This window comes from Hungatella hathewayi WAL-18680, from assembly GCF_000235505.1.
Taxonomy (GTDB): domain Bacteria; phylum Bacillota; class Clostridia; order Lachnospirales; family Lachnospiraceae; genus Hungatella_A; species Hungatella_A hathewayi_A.
In genome coordinates this window covers 922132-940182 of sequence record NZ_JH379028.1, presented here as the reverse complement: position 1 = coordinate 940182, position 18051 = coordinate 922132, and the positions used below count along the sequence as shown (strand labels likewise).

At 53.2% G+C, this 18051-nt stretch carries 12 protein-coding genes and 1 pseudogene; 10 read left to right on the top strand and 3 right to left on the bottom strand.

What is annotated here, in order from left to right; all coding sequences use genetic code 11:
• Positions 1 to 62: 62 nt before the first annotated feature.
• From HMPREF9473_RS20035 to HMPREF9473_RS20025, 3 genes are all read left to right on the top strand, one after another.
• The gene (locus HMPREF9473_RS20035) at positions 63 to 1730 is read left to right on the top strand and encodes a sensor domain-containing diguanylate cyclase (protein ID WP_006782037.1); all 1668 of its coding nucleotides are present in this window, start codon (positions 63 to 65) and stop codon (positions 1728 to 1730) included.
• Positions 1731 to 1836: 106 nt separating this feature from the next.
• Complete coding sequence (gene rfbD, locus HMPREF9473_RS20030) at positions 1837 to 2685, top strand: dTDP-4-dehydrorhamnose reductase (RefSeq protein ID WP_034859872.1); 849 nt, start codon at positions 1837 to 1839, stop codon at positions 2683 to 2685.
• A gap of 63 nt (positions 2686 to 2748) precedes the next feature.
• Complete coding sequence (locus HMPREF9473_RS20025) at positions 2749 to 4038, top strand: dicarboxylate/amino acid:cation symporter (RefSeq protein ID WP_006782035.1); 1290 nt, start codon at positions 2749 to 2751, stop codon at positions 4036 to 4038.
• A 122-nt stretch (positions 4039 to 4160) separates the two neighbouring features.
• Here the strand turns inward: HMPREF9473_RS20025 and HMPREF9473_RS20020 are convergent, their stop codons facing one another.
• The gene (locus HMPREF9473_RS20020; RefSeq protein WP_006782034.1) at positions 4161 to 5381 is read right to left on the bottom strand and encodes an AraC family transcriptional regulator; all 1221 of its coding nucleotides are present in this window, start codon (positions 5379 to 5381) and stop codon (positions 4161 to 4163) included.
• A gap of 201 nt (positions 5382 to 5582) precedes the next feature.
• Here HMPREF9473_RS20020 and HMPREF9473_RS20015 point away from each other — a divergent pair, with 201 nt between their 5' ends.
• Together HMPREF9473_RS20015 and HMPREF9473_RS20010 are read left to right on the top strand one after the other, a co-directional pair.
• Positions 5583 to 7022 carry an MFS transporter gene (locus HMPREF9473_RS20015; RefSeq protein ID WP_006782033.1) on the top strand — a complete coding sequence of 480 codons (1440 nt, stop codon included), beginning with the start codon at positions 5583 to 5585 and terminating at the stop codon, positions 7020 to 7022.
• A gap of 30 nt (positions 7023 to 7052) precedes the next feature.
• Positions 7053 to 9293, top strand: a complete 2241-nt coding sequence (locus tag HMPREF9473_RS20010) for a glycoside hydrolase family 3 protein (RefSeq protein ID WP_006782032.1) — start codon at positions 7053 to 7055, stop codon at positions 9291 to 9293.
• 124 nt (positions 9294 to 9417) lie between these two features.
• Here the strand turns inward: HMPREF9473_RS20010 and HMPREF9473_RS28620 are convergent.
• Positions 9418 to 9600 (bottom strand): annotated as a pseudogene (locus HMPREF9473_RS28620) (YcxB family protein); the annotation flags it as partial.
• Positions 9601 to 9951: 351 nt separating this feature from the next.
• The gene (locus HMPREF9473_RS20000; protein ID WP_006782030.1) at positions 9952 to 11364 is read right to left on the bottom strand and encodes a sodium:solute symporter family protein; all 1413 of its coding nucleotides are present in this window, start codon (positions 11362 to 11364) and stop codon (positions 9952 to 9954) included.
• A gap of 190 nt (positions 11365 to 11554) precedes the next feature.
• Between HMPREF9473_RS20000 and HMPREF9473_RS19995 the strand changes: the two genes are divergently transcribed.
• From HMPREF9473_RS19995 to HMPREF9473_RS19975, 5 genes are all read left to right on the top strand, one after another.
• A complete protein-coding gene (locus HMPREF9473_RS19995) occupies positions 11555 to 12280 on the top strand; it encodes a TetR/AcrR family transcriptional regulator (protein WP_006782029.1) in 726 nt (241 codons plus the stop codon).
• A gap of 116 nt (positions 12281 to 12396) precedes the next feature.
• Entirely contained in the window at positions 12397 to 13644 is a 1248-nt protein-coding gene (locus HMPREF9473_RS19990; protein ID WP_006782028.1) for an MFS transporter, read from the top strand.
• 54 nt (positions 13645 to 13698) lie between these two features.
• The gene (locus HMPREF9473_RS19985) at positions 13699 to 14889 is read left to right on the top strand and encodes an amidohydrolase family protein (RefSeq protein WP_006782027.1); all 1191 of its coding nucleotides are present in this window, start codon (positions 13699 to 13701) and stop codon (positions 14887 to 14889) included.
• 342 nt (positions 14890 to 15231) lie between these two features.
• A complete protein-coding gene (gene uxuA / locus HMPREF9473_RS19980; protein WP_006782026.1) occupies positions 15232 to 16311 on the top strand; it encodes a mannonate dehydratase in 1080 nt (359 codons plus the stop codon).
• Between the two features lie 28 nt (positions 16312 to 16339).
• Entirely contained in the window at positions 16340 to 17950 is a 1611-nt protein-coding gene (locus tag HMPREF9473_RS19975) for a mannitol dehydrogenase family protein (RefSeq protein ID WP_006782025.1), read from the top strand.
• Positions 17951 to 18051: the final 101 nt, after the last annotated feature.

Here is an 18051-nt window from a genome sequence, read left to right as displayed (position 1 = left end):
GTTGAAAAAATGCTGGCAGCGCGGTTGGCGCTGTCCTGACTTATTATAAGGAGGAATCAGCTATGAAATCGATACAGACCAAGTTTATCATTCTGATTTTAGGCTGTATTCTGGTGTGCTCCACGGTGATTGGCGGAGCCGGTATCCTGAGTGCGCAACGGGTGGTGGATGAGGATGCCGCCCAGTTGATGAATCTGCGGTGCAGTGAGTCGGCTGAACAGATTGACGCTCTGCTCTCAAGGATTGAGCAGTCGGTGAAGACGCTGACGGTCTACACGGATGAACATCTGGAGAGCGTGGAGAGGCTGAAACACGATGACGTTTACCTGGAAGAATTTACGGAGCAGCTGGAGTCCGTGGCCGTCAACGCGGCGAACAATACGGAGGGGGCCGTGGCGGTGTACGTCCGCTACAACCCGGAGTTCACTCCGCCTACGTCGGGCCTGTTCTGGAGCAAAACCGATTTAAACGGCAGCTTCCAGCGGCTGACGCCCACCGATTTCTCCAAGTACAATCCGTCGGATACGGAGCGGGTGGGCTGGTATTACATCCCGGTAAAAAACGGAAAGGCCACCTGGATTGCGCCATATAATAATGAAAACATTAACCTGCGGATGATTTCTTATGTGATTCCCATCTACAAGGGAAATGAGACCATAGGCGTCGTTGGAATGGATATTGATTTCACTATCATCGAGGATTTGGTCAGCAGTCTGCGAATTTATGAGAGCGGCTACGCGTTCCTGACCGATGACAAGGGAAATGTGATGTACCACAACAGTTATCCCTTCGGTATCCCCGTCTCCAATGTGGATGAGAGCCTGTATCCCCTGGTGGTGGAATTGGAAAATGGCACCAGCGGCAGCAATCTGTTTTCCTACCTCAACAAGGGCACGGAGAAAAAGATGGCATTCCGCACGCTGCGCAACGGGATGCGGCTGGCGGTGACGGCTCCGGTGACGGAGATTGACAAGAGCAAGAATCTGCTGCTGATGCAGATTCTGATATCCCTGCTGGTCATCATCCCGCTGGCCCTGATGGTGACAGTGATGATTACCAGACGGATGATAAAGCCGCTGAAGGAGCTTAACATGGCGGCGAAGAAAATCGCCGAGGGTGACTTGAGCATTTCCCTGACCACACAGACGAAAGATGAGGTAGGGACCCTGGCGGACAGTCTTCAGCAGACAGTCAATCATTTGCAGAAATACATCAATTACATCAACAGTCTGGCCTACCGGGACGCCCTGACCGGGGTGAAGAACAAGGCGGCTTTTCAGGAGGCGGAGCGGCGGCTGGAGGAGCAGATGCGGCGGGGACGGCCGGAGTTTGCGATTGTGGTGCTGGACATCAACAACCTGAAATTCGTCAACGACCATTTCGGCCACGATTTCGGGGATATGCTGATTATGGATGCCTGCAAGATTATCTGCAAAAGCTTCACCCACAGCCCGGTTTACCGCGTGGGCGGCGATGAGTTCGCGGTGATTCTGGAGGGAGCCGATTATGCCAACTATGTGCAGCTGCTTGAAAATTTCCAGCAGGCCATCGTAGAATACAATGAGAACAACAAGGGCAATACACTGACCATCGCAAGGGGAATCGCCATCTACGACAGCGGCACCGATTTAGTATTTTCCAACGTCTTCAAACGTGCCGACGACGCTATGTATCAGAACAAGGCAGATATGAAGCGGAAGGAGCTTGAGGCGAAAGAGAAGCGTGAATAATAGGGATCAGACAAACGGCATGTGCGTGGTGGGTTGCGCACATGCCGCTTTTTGTGTTAGAATAAGACTTTCCGAAAAAAGACCAGGAGGTAAGAAAATGAATCGTATGGAGAAAATCTGGGTCTGTGGCGCCAGTGGGCGCGTGGGGCGGAAGATGATTGGGGAGCTTGAGAAGACCGGGGCGGAGATTCTGCTGACGGATATGGACTCGGTGGATGTGACCAACAGCAAAGACGTGATGGATTACGCGGGGATTAACAGACCCCACTACATTATTAACTGCGCAGGGATGACGGACGTGGCAGCCTGCGAGGAACAGGTGGAGCTGGCCTACCGGGTCAATGCCCTGGGTGCCAGAAACTTGAGCGTGGCAGCCAGGAAGATCAAGGCCAGAATGGTGCAGCTGTCCACGGACGACGTGTTTGACGGCAGCAGCAAGGTGCCGTACACGGAGTTTGACACGCCGAACCCGCAGACCGTTTACGGGAAATCGAAGTTGGCGGGGGAGAATTTTGTCCGGGAATTCTGTAACCGGCATATTATTGTGAGAAGCTCCTGGATATTTGGGGACGGAAACAGTTATATGCAGAAGATTCTCAGTATGGCGAAAGAGGGAAAAGAGATTTCTGCCGCCAGAGACCAGATGGCGTCGCCGACCGGGGCCATGGAGCTGGCGGGCAAGGTGATTGAGCTGATGGAGCATGCGGACGATGGACTGTACCATGTGACCGGCCAGGGATGCTGCAGCAGATATGAGTTTGCGAAGGAGGTCATCCGCCTGTCCGGTTATGACGCGGAAGTGCGGCCGGTGGACGCGGACGAGGATAAGCTGACGCTGATGCGGCCATCCTATTCGGTGCTGGACAATTTCATGTTCCGGATATCCGATATTGAACTGCTTCCATCCTGGAAGGACATGCTGGAGCGCTATATGGCGGGACGGCGGGAGCGGTAGGACGGTACATTTGGTATACCGCCTGACGATGAGACGAAATACAGAGTAGAAGGGATGTTTTACATGAATGTAAAAAAGAAGAAATTAGGGCTGACGACAGCTATTTTTATTGCGCTGCTGGCCGGTGCGGTGACCGGTATTTTACTGCACTATGTGGTGCCGGCGGGATTTGTGAGAGATGAAGTGGTGATCGGCGGCATTTTCTATGTGATTGGAAATGGGTTTGTGCGGTTGATGCAGATGCTGGTGGTGCCGCTGGTGTTCTGCTCCCTGGTGTGCGGAAGTATGGCCATGGGAGACACGAAGAAGCTGGGGAAGATTGGGGTGAAGACCCTGGGCTTTTATCTGGTGACCACGGCACTTGCCATCTCGGCGGCGATTCTGGTGGCGAAGGTGATCAACCCGGGGCTGGGGCTTGACATGTCCTCCATCGAGGCGGCGGATATCGCCATCGCGGAGAAGATGAGTCTGGCAGATACGATTCTGAATATCATTCCCACCAACCCGCTGGAGGCTCTTGCCAATGGGGAAATGCTGCCGATTATTCTGTTTGCGCTGATTGTGGGAATTCTGCTGGCGAAGATGGGGGAGAGTGTGGAGACGGTGGGAAACTTCTTCAGCCAGTTTAATGATATTATGATGCAGATGACGGTGCTGGTGATGAAAATGGCGCCTTACGGGGTGTTCTGCCTGATTGCGAAGACATTTTCGGGAATTGGGTTTGACGCCTTTGTGCCGCTGCTCAAGTATATGGCGGCAGTGCTGCTGGCGCTGGCGGTGCAGTGTCTGGTGGTGTATATGACGATGCTGAAGGGATTTACGGGGCTGAGTCCGGTGGTATTTTTGAAGAAGTTTCTGCCGGTGATGGGATTTGCCTTCTCGACGGCCACCTCCAACGCTACCATTCCGCTGTCGGTGGATACGCTTCATAAGAAGATGGGCGTGTCCAAGAGGATATCGTCGTTCACCATTCCGCTGGGAGCCACCATCAATATGGATGGGACGGCCATCATGCAGGGAGTGGCGGTAGTGTTCGCGGCCCAGGCGTTTGGGATTGCGCTGACCGGGGCGGACTATATGACGGTGATTCTGACCGCCACCCTGGCGTCGATTGGAACAGCAGGAGTGCCTGGTGTGGGATTGATCACGCTGTCCATGGTGTTTGCGTCGGTGGGACTTCCAGTGGAGGCAATCGCGCTGATTATGGGTATCGACAGAATTCTGGACATGTGCCGGACCGCGGTGAATATCACCGGGGATGCGGTCTGCACCACGATTGTAGCCTGCCAGGACGGCGCCATGAAGCGGGAAGTATTCCTGGACCCAGGCGCTGGGGTGATGGCGGCGGAATAAGCAGCGTGGCAAGGGGGCCCACCCGGCGCAGCATCCGGGGCAGTGCGGGATTCCGTTCGGCTCCTGGTATCAGTACCCGTAGCGGAGCGGGATTTGACCAGGCATAATTCCGGCTCCTGGCATCAGGAGCCGATGCTGGAAGTATTCCGCCACGCGGTAGGGGTCATGCCCTTGTACTTTTTAAAGCAGCGGCTGAAATAATTAAAATCGCTAAACCCAACATAGAAGGCAATGTTCTGTATGGACATGCCGGAAAACGTCAAAAGCTCGGAAGCCTTGTCTATCCGGGCTTTTGTGATGTAATTGGAGATGGAATCCCCCATCTCCGCATTGAATTGCCGTGACAGATAGGAGGAGCTGACCTTGATGCCTTCCGCCACCTTCGCCAGTGTCAGCCGGTCCGCCAGATGAAGGCGGATGTAGGTGACGGCCTTCTGGATCAGCGGTGAATAGTTGTCCAGCCTCAGCTTCTGCACATACCGGCAGTAGGCGCTTATCATCTGAAACTGAAATTCCTTCAACTCGTTTAGATTGTTGGAGTTCTCAATCAGCATGGCGAAGTTGGAGGAGATGATATCCAGATACACGGGATGGATGCCGGTGGTCTCCACAGATTTCCGGAGCATGGTGTTCAGGGAGAAACTTAAATTCTTGAAGGTGCGGACCGGGTCCTCCGTGCGGACGATGGACTGGCTGTATGAGGAGAACTGCCTGTAATATTTGAGGGCCATATCCTGATTGCCCTGGGCCACCTCCTGGAGCATCAGCTTCTCAAAATAGTAACGCTGCTCCAGCATCTCCCTGGCGGCCTCGTCCACCCCCTCCGGGGAGAGATTGGATATCTCCCGGTTATGACTGGCCTGCGGCTGGTAGTGGCGGTAGGCGGCATCCAAAGTGTAGCCGGTGACCGTCTTCAAAGCCGTGCGCGCGGCTTCAATCATCTGGGAGTTGGTGATGACAGGCAGCGTCAGACAGTACTGCTTGAAGGGCACCAGAAAAGAGTAGTTCTTTCCATTCTCCTGCAGGGTCTTCTCGCAGAACGCGTCGTCCGGCTGGTGGGTTAGATACGGCCCCGTGAGAAAAACCCTGCTCCGCCCTTCATATAGAAAGAGTATAAAATGAAAATTCAGGAAATCCGTGATATGGTACAGAACCTGGGGCTCAAAGGATTTCACCATGGGCTCCGTGATAAAGAAGGGGACGCTGTTCTTTAAAAATTCCGGCAGATACGTCCTAAGACATATCTCAATCTCCTTCAACCGGTTCGGACACACGCTGACCGGAACCTGTAACAGGGTCTCGATAAACTGTCCGGAGATGACCGCCTTCTCTCTCTCGTCCATAACATCCTCCTTCCAGGCCACTGTACAAACTGCACAAATAAACTCGATAAAAATAGGAAAAACCGCCAAATAGATAAAACAAAATATTGCTAATTAGTATTATATATTCCTAACACCAAAAATGCAAGTGTGATAGAATAAGGCTACAAACAAAGCCGGCGCTTACTTTTAACCATGATTGTCAGGAAAGAGGATAGGAATATGAAACAGGTAGAAGCAAAGCAGTATAACAATGCCAAAATGTGGCAGATAGGATTTTTCTCACTGAATAACTGCGCGACCAACATCGCCATGTTTTTGATGATGCAGTACTCATATTTTACCCAGAACGTGCTGGGGCTGGCGGCGGCCATCATCGGTATCATCGCCACGGGAACCAGGATTTTTGACGCCATCACGGACCCATTGGTGGGCTTTCTGGTGGACAGGACCAACGGAAGATTTGGGAAATTCCGCCCCTACATGTTGATTGGAAATATCATCATCTGGTCCAGCCTGATTGTGATTTTCAACACGCCGACGGACTGGAGCACCAGCCAGAAATATGTGATGACCACCGTGTTTTACATCATCTACATTTTGGGATATACCTGCCAGACCGTGGTGACAAAAGCGGGGCAGGCGGTGCTGACCAACAACCCGAAGCAGAGACCGGTGTTCGCCGGATTTGACAGTGTGCTGACCCAGATGGCCAGCGCGCTGGTACCCATGCTGATTACCACGATTCTGGCGGAGAAATATTCGATCGGCCGGTACCTGGGGGAAGGCGGAAAAGAGCTGGGAATCATCAACCCGGATATGTGGAAAGAGGCGGTGCTGATTCTGGCGTTCATCTCCTTTACGTTTACTATCCTCGCCATGATTGGCATCAGCCAGAAGGACCGGCCGGAGTTTTTCGGTCAGGCAGGAAGCCAGCCCAAGGTGAAGTTCCGGGACTACAAGGATATCGTGGTACATAACCGGCCGATTCAGATGCTGATTATCTCGGCGGCCACCGATAAGCTGGGTCAGCTGTTGATGAGCGGAACCATGACCTATGTGTTTGCCAATATGCTGTTGAACACAAAGCTGCAGGGTGTCTTCTCCAGCGTGCTGATTGTGCCGCTGGTAGCCATCTCCATCGGGGGCGTGTTTGTGTCTGGAAAATTCGGGCTGAAGCGGACGTTCCTTCTGGGAACCTGGGGTTCCATGCTCATGCTGGCGGTGATGTTCGTGGTGAGACCGAATCCGTCCATGCCGGTGATCTTCCTGGGGATGCTGCTGGTGCAGAAATGTCTGGCCAGCATGGGAAATTCCGGGATTATCCCCATGATTGCGGACTGTACGGATTATGAGACCTACCGCAGCGGCCGGTTTGTGCCGGGAATGATGGGAACCATGTTCTCCTTTATCGACAAGATTGTGTCCTCATTCTCCGCCATGATTCAGGGATTTGCGCTGACGCTGGCCGGAGTGGGCAACGTGGTGATAACGCCAAACGAACTGGTGAACGGCACCTTCAACACGGCGATTATGGTCTGCTTCTGCATCATCCCCATCCTGGGGCATGTGGCCACGATTATCGCCATGAAGTGGTACCATCTGGACAAGGAAAAGATGGCGGAGATTCAGGAGACGCTGGAGGCAAGAAAAGCGGCGTAGCGCAGAAATGATGGAAAGGAAAGACGAATCATGAAAAAAGCAACTTCCAATATTCGATATTATAAAAATGAAAATGGTCCGGTAGTCGGTGTGACAGTGAAGCCGGTGATCGAGGAGGATGGCCTGTATTTCCGGGATTTGGACGGTGACGGGGTCTTGAGCCCCTGCAAGGACTGGCGGAAACCGGCGGGGGAGCGGGCCGTGGATTTGGCGGGGCGCCTCTCCGTGGAGGAGAAGCTGGGAATGCTGTTTGTGAATTCCTGGAAAATGGGATTGGGCCAGAAAGACAGGACAAAGGTGGACGAGAGCGGCCTTCTCAATGAGGAGATTGTGGAGCGGGACGAATCCATTTTCAATGTGGAGAAGACCTATGGGACCACGTACACACTGAAGGAGATGAACATCCGCCACCTGATTCTGCGGGAAAACCCAAAGCCGGAGGAGCTGGTGGACTGGATAAACCAGTTAAACCAGGTGGCGGAGGGATGCGGCCACGCTATCCCCGTGATGGTGATATCCAACTCCCGCAACGAAAACGGCGAGGTGGTGTTCGGCATGAACGACGCGGCCGGAGTCTTTGCGGCATGGCCGGGAACCCTTGGCATCGCGGCGGCCGTGAAGGGCAGCGGCCTGGACCTGGTGGACGATTTCGCGGAATGCATCCGGCAGGAGTGGGACGCCACAGGCATGAAGAAGGGCTACATGTACATGGCGGATGTCATGACGGACCCCAGATGGCAGCGCAGCTATGGCACCTTCGGCGAGGACACGAAGCTGGTGACAGACATGATGAACCGGCTGATACCGGGGATTCAGGGAAGCGATGACGGGGTGACGACAGACGGCGTGGCTGTGACCATCAAGCATTTCCCAGGAGGAGGAGCCCGGGAAAATGGTTTCGACCCTCACTATGTGCAGGGCCAGTGGAATGTATACCAGACAAAGGACAGTCTCAGAAAATACCATCTCCCGGCGTTCCAGGCGGCCATCGACAAGAAAGCGTCGTCCATGATGCCCTACTATGCCAAGCCAGCGCTGGAGAAAAGCCAGCCCCAGCACGAGCCCGGCGGGCGGGAAATCCCCATGGAACCGGTGGGATTCGCCTTCAACCGCTACTTTATCCAGGAGCTTCTGCGGGAGGAAATGGGATTCGAGGGCTATGTGAACAGCGATTCCGGCATCACCAACAAGATGGCTTGGGGCGTGGAGGAGCTGGATGTGCCGTCCAGAATTGCGCTGGCGGTGAACAACGGCGTGGATATCATCAGCGGCTCCCTGGATGTGTTCTCCGCCAGGGAAGCCTACGACCGGGGAAAGAACGGGTATTACACCACCCAGGGGCATACGGTGCCGGCGGGATATACGCCGGAGCAGCTGACGCTGTCGGATGAAGCTCTCACCAGGGCTGTGACCAGGACGCTGGAGGAGAAGTTTAAACTGGGCCTGTTTGACAACCCCTACCGGGAGCCGGAGCATGCCGCGAAGGTGGTGGCGGAGAAGTCCCACTGGGAGCATGCCTACGATGTCCACCGGAAATCGGTGGTGCTGTTAAAGAATCATCAGCAGACACTGCCGCTGACGGCAGAGAAGCTGGACGGCAGAAAGGTCTATGCGGAATGCTTCCGGAACCATGACGAGTCCGCCGCGAAGGAGACGGAGCACGTGAGAGAGACGCTGAGGAAAAAATGGGGCGTCAACGTGGTGGAGCGGCATGAGGAGGCCGACTGCGCGATTTTGTTTGTGACGCCGTCGTCCGGGGAGTATTTCCATGCGACCAAGGGATATCTGGAACTGGATATCTGCGAGAACAAGCAGGTGCCTGATGTGGATGATGCCGGATGTCCGGCAGAGACTTATCACGAGGAGACCACGCTGCGGGGGGCGGGTAAGCTGCGGGAGATTTATGAGTCTGTTCACGGGCGGGGCGGAAGGGTTATCACCAACATCAATTTCACCCTGGCCTGGGAGGTGGGCAATGTGGAGCCATATGCGGACGCGCTGCTGGCGGGATTTGACACCTATGTGGATGCCACGCTGGATGTGATATTCGGGGCATACGGCCCAACCGGGAAAATGCCAATCACTCTGCCGAGAGATGATTCGGTGCTGGCGGTCGATGAGAACGGCGTCTGCATTTCCCACAACGATGTGCCGGGGTATGACAAGGATTTGTATCTGCCGGAGGAGATGAAGGACGAGAACGGGAAAGCCTACGCTTACCGGGACGCGGACGGGAATTACTATGAGCTGGATTTTGGACTTGGATATTAAGCAATAAAAAAACTGCCGGGAGAGTTATCTCTTCCGGCAGTCGTGCATTTTTTTCCGCCGCCATATGGGCGTTTAAGTAGTCCCACAGCTCATCCGCCGTGACATCCGCCTGCTCGCCCGGCAGCAGAAATGCCTGGCGGGGGGAGACGTAGAGGTAGATGCAGTCTGCCGCCCGGTAGGCCGCAAAGGAATCCTTCCAGTGAAACTGTGCCGTCTGGCCCTCGCCGGAGGCGCTTGTCACATGGATGCCGTCGTCCCTGCCGCTCAGCTCCACGGTGTAAACCAACCGGGCCGCGTTCAGTTTCATGGCCTTTGCCTGGTTGTCCAGAGAGTAGAAAAACATGCCGAAATAGACGGCAGGCAGCCCCAGGGCGATGGCGGTCAGCACACTCCCAAGCAGGACGGCCTGGTCCGCCCTGGAGTTCATGGCGAAGCAGACGATGGCGGAGGCCATCAGAATTGCGGCAAAGATGGCCGGCGATTTCCAGCGCTTCTGCCGTTTTAACGTGTCGAAGATGGCAAAGCTGCGGAATGTGGCGGCGTCCAGTCTCACCGGTATGGTAATCGTATCGATATTGGTATTCATAGCGTCATTCTCCCTTGATTTCCTAGTTCTAATAGTACCGTAAAGTTGGAAAAACGACAAGCATTATCTGTATTAAATTTCAGGGGCTGGCTGCATGGCAGACCGTTTCCTGACTACCCAGGAGCTGGTTAGCAGCAGTATGATATTTAAGGGAACCCCGATAAAGACTCCTTCCGTGGGAAATGCGGGAAAGAGGTCCATGGCAGCGGTCAGCACGGCGACGGTTATCATACAGGGAGCGACCACCTTCTTTTCCGGTGGATACTTCATAATGTTGGCCAGCAGGACGGGCGGAAATACGGATGCCCCATACATGCCGGTAAACAGCAGCATTACCACGCAGACGCTCTGGAAATACAACCCCAAAATAATAGCCAGGATACCGATAACCAGCACAAGAAAACGGTTGATAAACAGCCCCTCCCGCTCCGTCCGTGTTCGATGGAACCGTGGGAGGATATCGTTGGAAATGATGGCGGTCTCCGTCAGCAGAAGCGCATCTCCTGTAGTGAGCAGAAGACTGACAAAAGCTGCAATACCAATGCCGCGCAGCACAGGCGGAAGATATGTTTTCATGGCGATGGGAAGAAAAGCAACCATCTGTCCCTCCGGAAATAAGATGGGCTTTGTCAATGCCGCGGTCCACATGGGAATCGTAAAGAGAAATCCAAGGATACTGGCAGTCATGGAACTGCGCACAGCCGTTTTGGCATCCCTGGACGCGAAAATCTTGTGGGCCAGTGTCGGTTCACAGCAGTAGGAGAGAACCAGGGCGAGAAAGGTGCCAAGCCCGTAGCCCAATGGCGCTCCGTGAACCAGGCTGAGCTTCTCCGGCTCTGTCGCCGCGAACACGGCGCCGATTCCTCCGGCTTTGGTAAAAACGATGACTGGCACTACAATGACACACATTACGGTGATAAAAATCTGCTGGATACTGTCGGTAACCGCGATTCCGGCCAGTCCGCCGCTGACGGTCAGCAAAATGATGATGATGCCTCCGGCAATGATTCCGGTTTGAAAGGAACAGATTCCCAGCAGCTGTGCAATCGTACCACAGGCGACAAATTGTCCGGCAATCTGTCCGATTAAATAGACCATGCTGATGGAGGAGGAAGCCACACGTGCATCGTCCCCCGCCAGACAGCGTATGTATTCCGGATAAGTGAGAGCTCCGGAGTTGCGCATATTTTTCGCCATCAATGACATGATGAACCAGCCCACATTGGAGCTAAACAGGATGGTGATAGCTGTCAGGCCGAACATCCCAACCATCTCCATGGCGCCAGACCCAGAAAATGCGCCAAAAAAGGTGGCGAGAAAGGATGAGATTAAGACCAGAGGAGTCAGAGACTGCCCCGCGGTGGAAAAATCTTTTGCATTTTTTACCTTTCGTGATGCGAAAAAGCCGATAGAAATAATAATCAGGATATACAATATAAATACCAGTGCATCCGTCACACCAAGAACCTCAATAAACGTATTCATAGGACCCCTCCTAATTTAACGAATTATAGTGCTAAACTAAACATGCTTAAATAATATCAGAATAATAATTGAACGTCAAGAATAAAAAGAACCGATTATCTATTGATTTTATTTGTACGACCCATTATAATCAATACTATTGAATCCGGTTGGAAACGGGAGTCAGTCTGATAGAAAGTTGAGGAGAACGATGCGGTTTAAACAGTGTGAAGAAATAGAAAATACAAAACAGTCCAATCTCGATACGCCGGCGGCCCAGAGTATCTTAAGCGCGGCCAGGGAGTGCTTTCTAGAAAAAGAATATGGCAAAGTTACGTTCCGCCAGATTGCCGAGCGGGCCGGGGTGACATCCGGTTTGATTGCCTATTATTTTGAGTCGAAAGACCGCCTTGCGGCGAGGATTACGGCAGAGTATCTGGAGGAGGGGATTCAGAAGATGGATTTGTCCGCCATGAGCGGGCTGGACAGCGCGGAGCGCTTCTATACCGTCGTGTTTCTGGACTGGCTGATTATCGATGAAAATCCTGATTTTGCCAGGTTTTATTACAGTTACAACCGAAGTACTCCGGGTCTCTACTGGGAAAACGGAAACACCTATACCCGGCTGGTCCGTGAGTTCCTTGATGAGTATCGGCTGGATGTGAGTGAAAGGCAGAACGAGATTTATCTGATTGCCTGCCGGGGGAGTACCAGGGAGCTGCTGCTTCACCGCCACGAGCATCCCCATCTCATTACCAGGGAGACGGTCATGGATATCACCACCTCCAATTATTTTTATAATCTTGGAATGAGTGATAAGGTCATCTACCGGGTGATTCAAAACAGTAAGACTTTTTTTGAGAAAGCATTATCCCCATGCGTTTCAGGAGGAGTCATGAGGGGGCGGAATAAAATAGAATATCAAATAGGCGGATAACCTGGATTTTGAGTGGAAATAAAAATTTCTGCTTGACAATTCAGGTTATTCCTTTAAACTAGTATTAAGCATGCTTAATAAAATTGATTGAACGTATTTACAAAAGGAGGTCTTTCATGAAAAAGCTGGGCAATCGAATCTGGCCGTTAATCTTTTTTTCTCTTGCGGCCAATGTGGGAAATATCATCTTTTTTCCGGTTATGTTTTATTCGTCTTTTCAAACGGTGTTTGATTTAACCAACGCACAGATGGGGAATTTGACAGCGGCATATGCAAGCCTTGCTGTTCCCGGCTATCTGATCAGTGGATGGGTAGCCGATAAGTTTAATTCAAAAAAACTGATGCTGATTGCGGTGTTCAGTACGGATGCGGTTGTGTTTATTATGGCGACCATTCCCAGCTATCCGGTTCTGCTGGTGCTGTTTTTCTGTATGTCGATTACACTTGGATTACTGTTCTGGTCCGCGATGGAGAAGCTGATTCGAATGTTTGGGGAAGCCGGGGAGCAGGGAACGATCCGCGGCGTGTACCAGGGGGTTGACGGTATCATGTCCCTTGGCCTGATGGTGGGTCTGGCGGCCCTGTTAGGGGAGCGTCTGTCCACTCCGTCTGGAATGAGAATTCTGCTGCTGGTATTTGGAGTGATCTACCTGCTGTCGGGAATCGGATTTCTTGTCACCTTTAAATATGATGATTTTGCAAGCGAATACCTGGTTGATACCGGGGAACCGGTGAAACTGAAAAACTATGTGGTGGCGGCGAAAATGCCAGCCATGTGGATTGTGTCGATTATGAGCTTTGGCGTCTATATCACGTCGACGGCATTTAACTATGTCAATCCTTACATGGTTAATATGTATGCGATGCCGGCGGCGCTTGCGGCTATCTACGGCATTTTGCTCCGCTACGGAATCAAGATTGTGGCGGCTCCGGTAGGCGGCGTGATTCGTGATAAGATTGGCAATACCACCAGGATGGTAATCTACACGGCGCTGCCAAGCCTGTTGCTGGTTCTCGTGTTCATGTTTATTCCAAAGAGCGCGAACTGGACGCTGGCGGCGGTAGCGGTATCGTTAATCTTCACATTTATCTACCGGATGGGCAACAACCTCTGCTCCGTGCCGTTTGCAGAGCTGGATGTGCCGGTGAACTATCTGGGTACGGCTATCGGAATGTCCATTTTCCTGGGGTACTGCTCCGACTGGTTCCTACCTTCTATGATAGGAAGATGGATGGATAATCTGGGCGGAAATGCTTATTACTATGTCTTTGGCGTTGCGGTGGTTGGACTTTCGATTTTTATGTTTGGCTCCTGGCTGTTGAAGGTGGAGTTAAAGAAGCAGAGAGAAAGAAGTCATCAATAAGAGATAGGAACTAGGAGTTATAAATACATATCAAAAACACAGGAGGAGAAAGGTATGATTTTAGAAAATTGTAAACTGGTTGCGGAACTTTGTGACGCCGGTGTTCCACAGATGGCGGACGTGGTGATTGACGGGAACAAAATCACAGCGATTGTTCCCTGCGGGACTCCGGTTGAGGGGGAGCATGAGAGGATGGACATTCACGGCGCCACCCTGCTGCCGGGACTGATTGACGCCCATGTGCATCTGTTTATGGGCAAGGCGACGGCTGGCGACAGGGACCGCATCACCGTGCCGGCCCAGTGGGCGTTTGACTGCTATAACTATGCCAGATTTTTCCTGGACAACGGTTATACTACCATCCGCGATGTGGGCGACGAGCTTCATTACAGTGGACTTGCCACGAGAAATGCTATCAACGAGGGTATCATGCAGGGACCGAGAATCTATGGCTCCGGCGTGACGATTGTGCCGGTGACGGCGGGATTTGACGCTTATGAATATTTCTGCGGCCTGTACAGCACGAAGGAGGATGTGCGACGGATGGCGAGAGACCAGTTTAACCACGGAGCGGATTTCCTGAAACTCTATGGGACAGGTTCCATGCTGGTGGACGACAGTCTTCCGGGAAAACGGATTATGCTGGAGGATGAGATTGCGGAGGCCGTCACCATGGCCAAGAGCAAAGGTTCCTACTGCGCCTGCCACTGTCACGGGGCCGAGGCCATCGGCGTTATGATTGAGCAGGGAGTGCGCACCATCGAGCATGCCAGCTTTATCACGGATGAGTCCTGCAAGAAGCTGGACGGAAGAAAAGATATGGGAATTGTGCCGACGATTGCGTGCAGCTGTCCGGAGGCCCTGGGCATCACGGAGGACGCCGGAGCGGCCTATGAAAAATTCTCCCGCGTCAGCGCGGAGCGGGATGCCTGTATTCGAAATGCCTACGAGAATTACGATATCCTGATGGGCTGGGGAACCGATATGGACCTGGGCTCCATGCAGGCCAACCCATACATGGAATGGCAGACCAGGAAAAACCGCCTGGGTATCAGCAATCTGGATTTGTTAAAGCAGGCAACCATCAACAGCGCGGTTCTGATGGGAGTGGACAACAAGATTGGTACGGTCTCCGTTGGAAAACTGGCCGACTTCATTGTCGTGGATGGGGACCCGATAGCGGACATCACCGCCATGTACAAGAAACCGGTTCACGTTATCAAAGATGGCGAAGTGATTCGGTAATATATCACAATTTATGTTCCCCCGGCCGTAAAATGGCCGGGGGATTTTTTGTATAACAGGAAAGTGCGTCCTGTTACACAAAAAGCCCTCCGGGCAGGATCGCACTGTGGCGGCAGGGAATTATGTCGCTGAAGCGACCCGCCACAGGCGGAGAATCCCGCAAGCGGGATTCTTTTTCACGTCTGAGAGAAAGCCAGGAGAAATCTGGGAATGAGGGACATTGTAGAATTTTTAACTGGCATACTAGTTGACTAATATTTGGCCGGGGATTATAATAGAAGCAGTAAGTAAAAAACAAGTTTATACCAATTTATTTCAGGTTCTAAAAGGAGGGTCTACACAATGAAAATGACATTTCGATGGTTTGGTGAGAACAGTGATTCGGTGAAGCTCAGCCAGATTAAACAGATTCCGGGGATGACCGGGCTGATGGGTTTTCTGGATTACAAGGCGGCCGGGGAAGTATGGACGGAGGAGGAGATTAAATCCTACATTGACGGGGTTCATGCGGCCGGTCTGGAGTGTGAAGTGATTGAGAGTGTGAATGTCCATGAGGATATCAAGATGGGCCTTCCAAGCCGTGACGAATACATTGCCAACTACAACACCACCATCCGCCATCTGGCAAAGTACGGCGTGAAGGTGATTGTCTACAACTTTATGCCGGTATTTGACTGGCTGCGCACCGACTTGGCCCGCCCCATTGCGGAGGATGGCTCCAACAGCCTGTATTTCGACGAGAAGGATTTGGGAACCATGGGACCCCTCGATTTGGTGAGAAAGACGGCGGAGAGCTGTAACGGATTCTCCCTTCCCGGCTGGGAGCCGGAGCGTCTGGCGGAGCTTGAGACTACCTTGAAGCAGTACGAGGGCATGACCCCGGACAAGCTGCGGGAGAATTACAAATACTTCCTGGACGCGGTGATTCCGGTCTGCGAGGAAGTGGGCATCAAGATGGCCTGTCACCCGGATGACCCGGCGTGGCCGATCTTTGGGCTGCCGAGAATCGCCCACAGCCAGGAGGACTTTGATAAGATTGTGGCCCTTCACGACTCACCGGCCAACGCCCTGTGCCTGTGTACCGGCTCCCTGGGCTCCAACCCGGAGAACGATATCCCGGCTGTGATCCGTCATTTCGGTGAGATGGACCGGATTGCCTGCCTGCATATCCGCAATGTGAAATACCTGGGCTACCGCAACTTCCGTGAGGCCAGCCATCTGTCCTACGACGGCGATCTGGATATGTTTGCCATCATGAAGGCGGTGTATGACACCTGTCCGAAGGATGTCTATGTGCGTCCGGACCACGGAAGAATGATATGGGATGAGGTTGGACGTCCGGGCTACGGCTTGTATGACAGAGCTTTGGGAGCAACCTATTTAAACGGTCTGTGGGAAGCCATTGACAAGATGTCGAAATAATTGTGTCGCAGATAAAGGAGATGGAACGATGAAATTAAGTTATGAAGGATTGGCGGAGAGAGAGCAGTGGCTGGCAACGGGAACGGCGCTGCCGGAGTATGACTGGAAGACTATGTGTCAGGCGACGGAGGAAGCTCCGGTCTGGGTGCATTTCGGTGCGGGCAACATTTTCCGGGGATTTATCGCGGGGCTTTCCCAGCGGCTGTTGAACAAGGGACTGTCGGAGAGCGGAATTGTGGCGGCGGAGACCTTTGACTACGATATCATTGACAAGATTTACGCGCCCCATGACAGCATGACGCTGATGGTCAGCTTAAAGCCGGACGGAAGCACGGAGAAAGAGGTGATCGCTTCCATTGCCAAGGGCGTGAAGGCGGACAGCTCCGACGCGTCCCAGTGGGATGTCCTGAAGGGGATTTTTGAGAATCCGAAACTTCAGATGGCCAGCTTTACCATCACCGAGAAGGGGTATGCCCTGGAGGATATGCAGGGGAACCTGATGGGCGTGGTGAAGGCGGATATGGAGGAAGGCCCGGCGAAGGCCCGCCATGCCATGAGTGTGGTGGCGGCGCTGATGCTTGCCAGATTCCAGGCGGGTGCCGCGCCAGTGGCCCTGGTCAGCATGGACAACTGCAGCCATAACGGGGAGAAACTGAGAAACAGCGTGCTGGCAATCGCCAAAGCCTGGTGTGAGAACGGACATGCGCCGGCGGAATTTTTGGGCTACCTGGAGGATGAGAGCAGAGCCTCCTTCCCGTGGAGCATGATTGACAAGATTACGCCAAGACCGGCGGAGGTGATAGAGAAGCAGCTGGAGGAGCTGGGCATTGAGGATATGGCACCGGTGATTACCAGTAAAAAGACTTACATCGCTCCTTTTGTCAATGCGGAGATTCCCCAGTATCTGGTGGTGGAGGACCGTTTCCCCAATGGACGTCCGAAGCTGGAGGAAGCCGGCGTTTACATGACTACCAGGGAGACCGTGAACATGACGGAGCGGATGAAGGTGACCACCTGTCTGAACCCGCTTCACACGGCGCTGGCGGTTTACGGCTGCATGCTGGGCTATGAGAGCATTGCATCGGAGATGAAGGATGGGGATTTGAAGGCGCTGGTGGAACACATCGGATACGACGAGGGAATGCCGGTGGTGACGGACCCGGGCATCTTAAGTCCTATGGATTTTATCCACGAGGTGGTGGACCAGAGACTTCCAAACCCGTTTATCCCGGATATGCCCCAGCGTATCGCCACGGATACCAGCCAGAAGATTCCGATTCGTTTCGGAGAGACCATCAAGTCCTACATGGCGGATGACGCGCTGGACGCTGGAAGCCTGACGTATATTCCGCTGGCATTGGCCGGATGGCTGCGCTATCTGCTGGCCGTGGACGATGAGGGCAAGGAGATGGCGGTCAGCCCGGATCCGATGCTGGAGATGCTGCAGACGGCCCTGGCCGATGTGAAGTTTGGCGAGCCGGAGAGCGGGCGCGGGAAGCTGCACGACATTTTGTCCAATCCGGTATTATTCGGCGTCAATCTGTACGAGGCCGGACTTGGTGACAAGGTGGAAGACATGTTCTGCCAGATGCTGGCCGGACCTGGCGCGGTGCGGGGGACACTTAGAAAATATCTGTAAGTACAGGCAGCAGGATGACAGCGAAGGAGGAAGCCCCTATGTATATCACAGAGCAGCACCCACGGGAAAATGGACGCGATTACGCCATTCGGATTCTGAAG

Coding starts and splice junctions, on each gene's coding strand:
- HMPREF9473_RS20035 (WP_006782037.1), top strand. CDS start 63: ATGAAATCGATACAGACCAAGTTTATCATTCTGATTTTAGGCTGTATT.
- rfbD (WP_034859872.1), top strand. CDS start 1,837: ATGGAGAAAATCTGGGTCTGTGGCGCCAGTGGGCGCGTGGGGCGGAAG.
- HMPREF9473_RS20025 (WP_006782035.1), top strand. CDS start 2,749: ATGAATGTAAAAAAGAAGAAATTAGGGCTGACGACAGCTATTTTTATT.
- HMPREF9473_RS20020 (WP_006782034.1), bottom strand. CDS start 5,381: ATGGACGAGAGAGAGAAGGCGGTCATCTCCGGACAGTTTATCGAGACC.
- HMPREF9473_RS20015 (WP_006782033.1), top strand. CDS start 5,583: ATGAAACAGGTAGAAGCAAAGCAGTATAACAATGCCAAAATGTGGCAG.
- HMPREF9473_RS20010 (WP_006782032.1), top strand. CDS start 7,053: ATGAAAAAAGCAACTTCCAATATTCGATATTATAAAAATGAAAATGGT.
- HMPREF9473_RS20000 (WP_006782030.1), bottom strand. CDS start 11,364: ATGAATACGTTTATTGAGGTTCTTGGTGTGACGGATGCACTGGTATTT.
- HMPREF9473_RS19995 (WP_006782029.1), top strand. CDS start 11,555: ATGCGGTTTAAACAGTGTGAAGAAATAGAAAATACAAAACAGTCCAAT.
- HMPREF9473_RS19990 (WP_006782028.1), top strand. CDS start 12,397: ATGAAAAAGCTGGGCAATCGAATCTGGCCGTTAATCTTTTTTTCTCTT.
- HMPREF9473_RS19985 (WP_006782027.1), top strand. CDS start 13,699: ATGATTTTAGAAAATTGTAAACTGGTTGCGGAACTTTGTGACGCCGGT.
- uxuA (WP_006782026.1), top strand. CDS start 15,232: ATGAAAATGACATTTCGATGGTTTGGTGAGAACAGTGATTCGGTGAAG.
- HMPREF9473_RS19975 (WP_006782025.1), top strand. CDS start 16,340: ATGAAATTAAGTTATGAAGGATTGGCGGAGAGAGAGCAGTGGCTGGCA.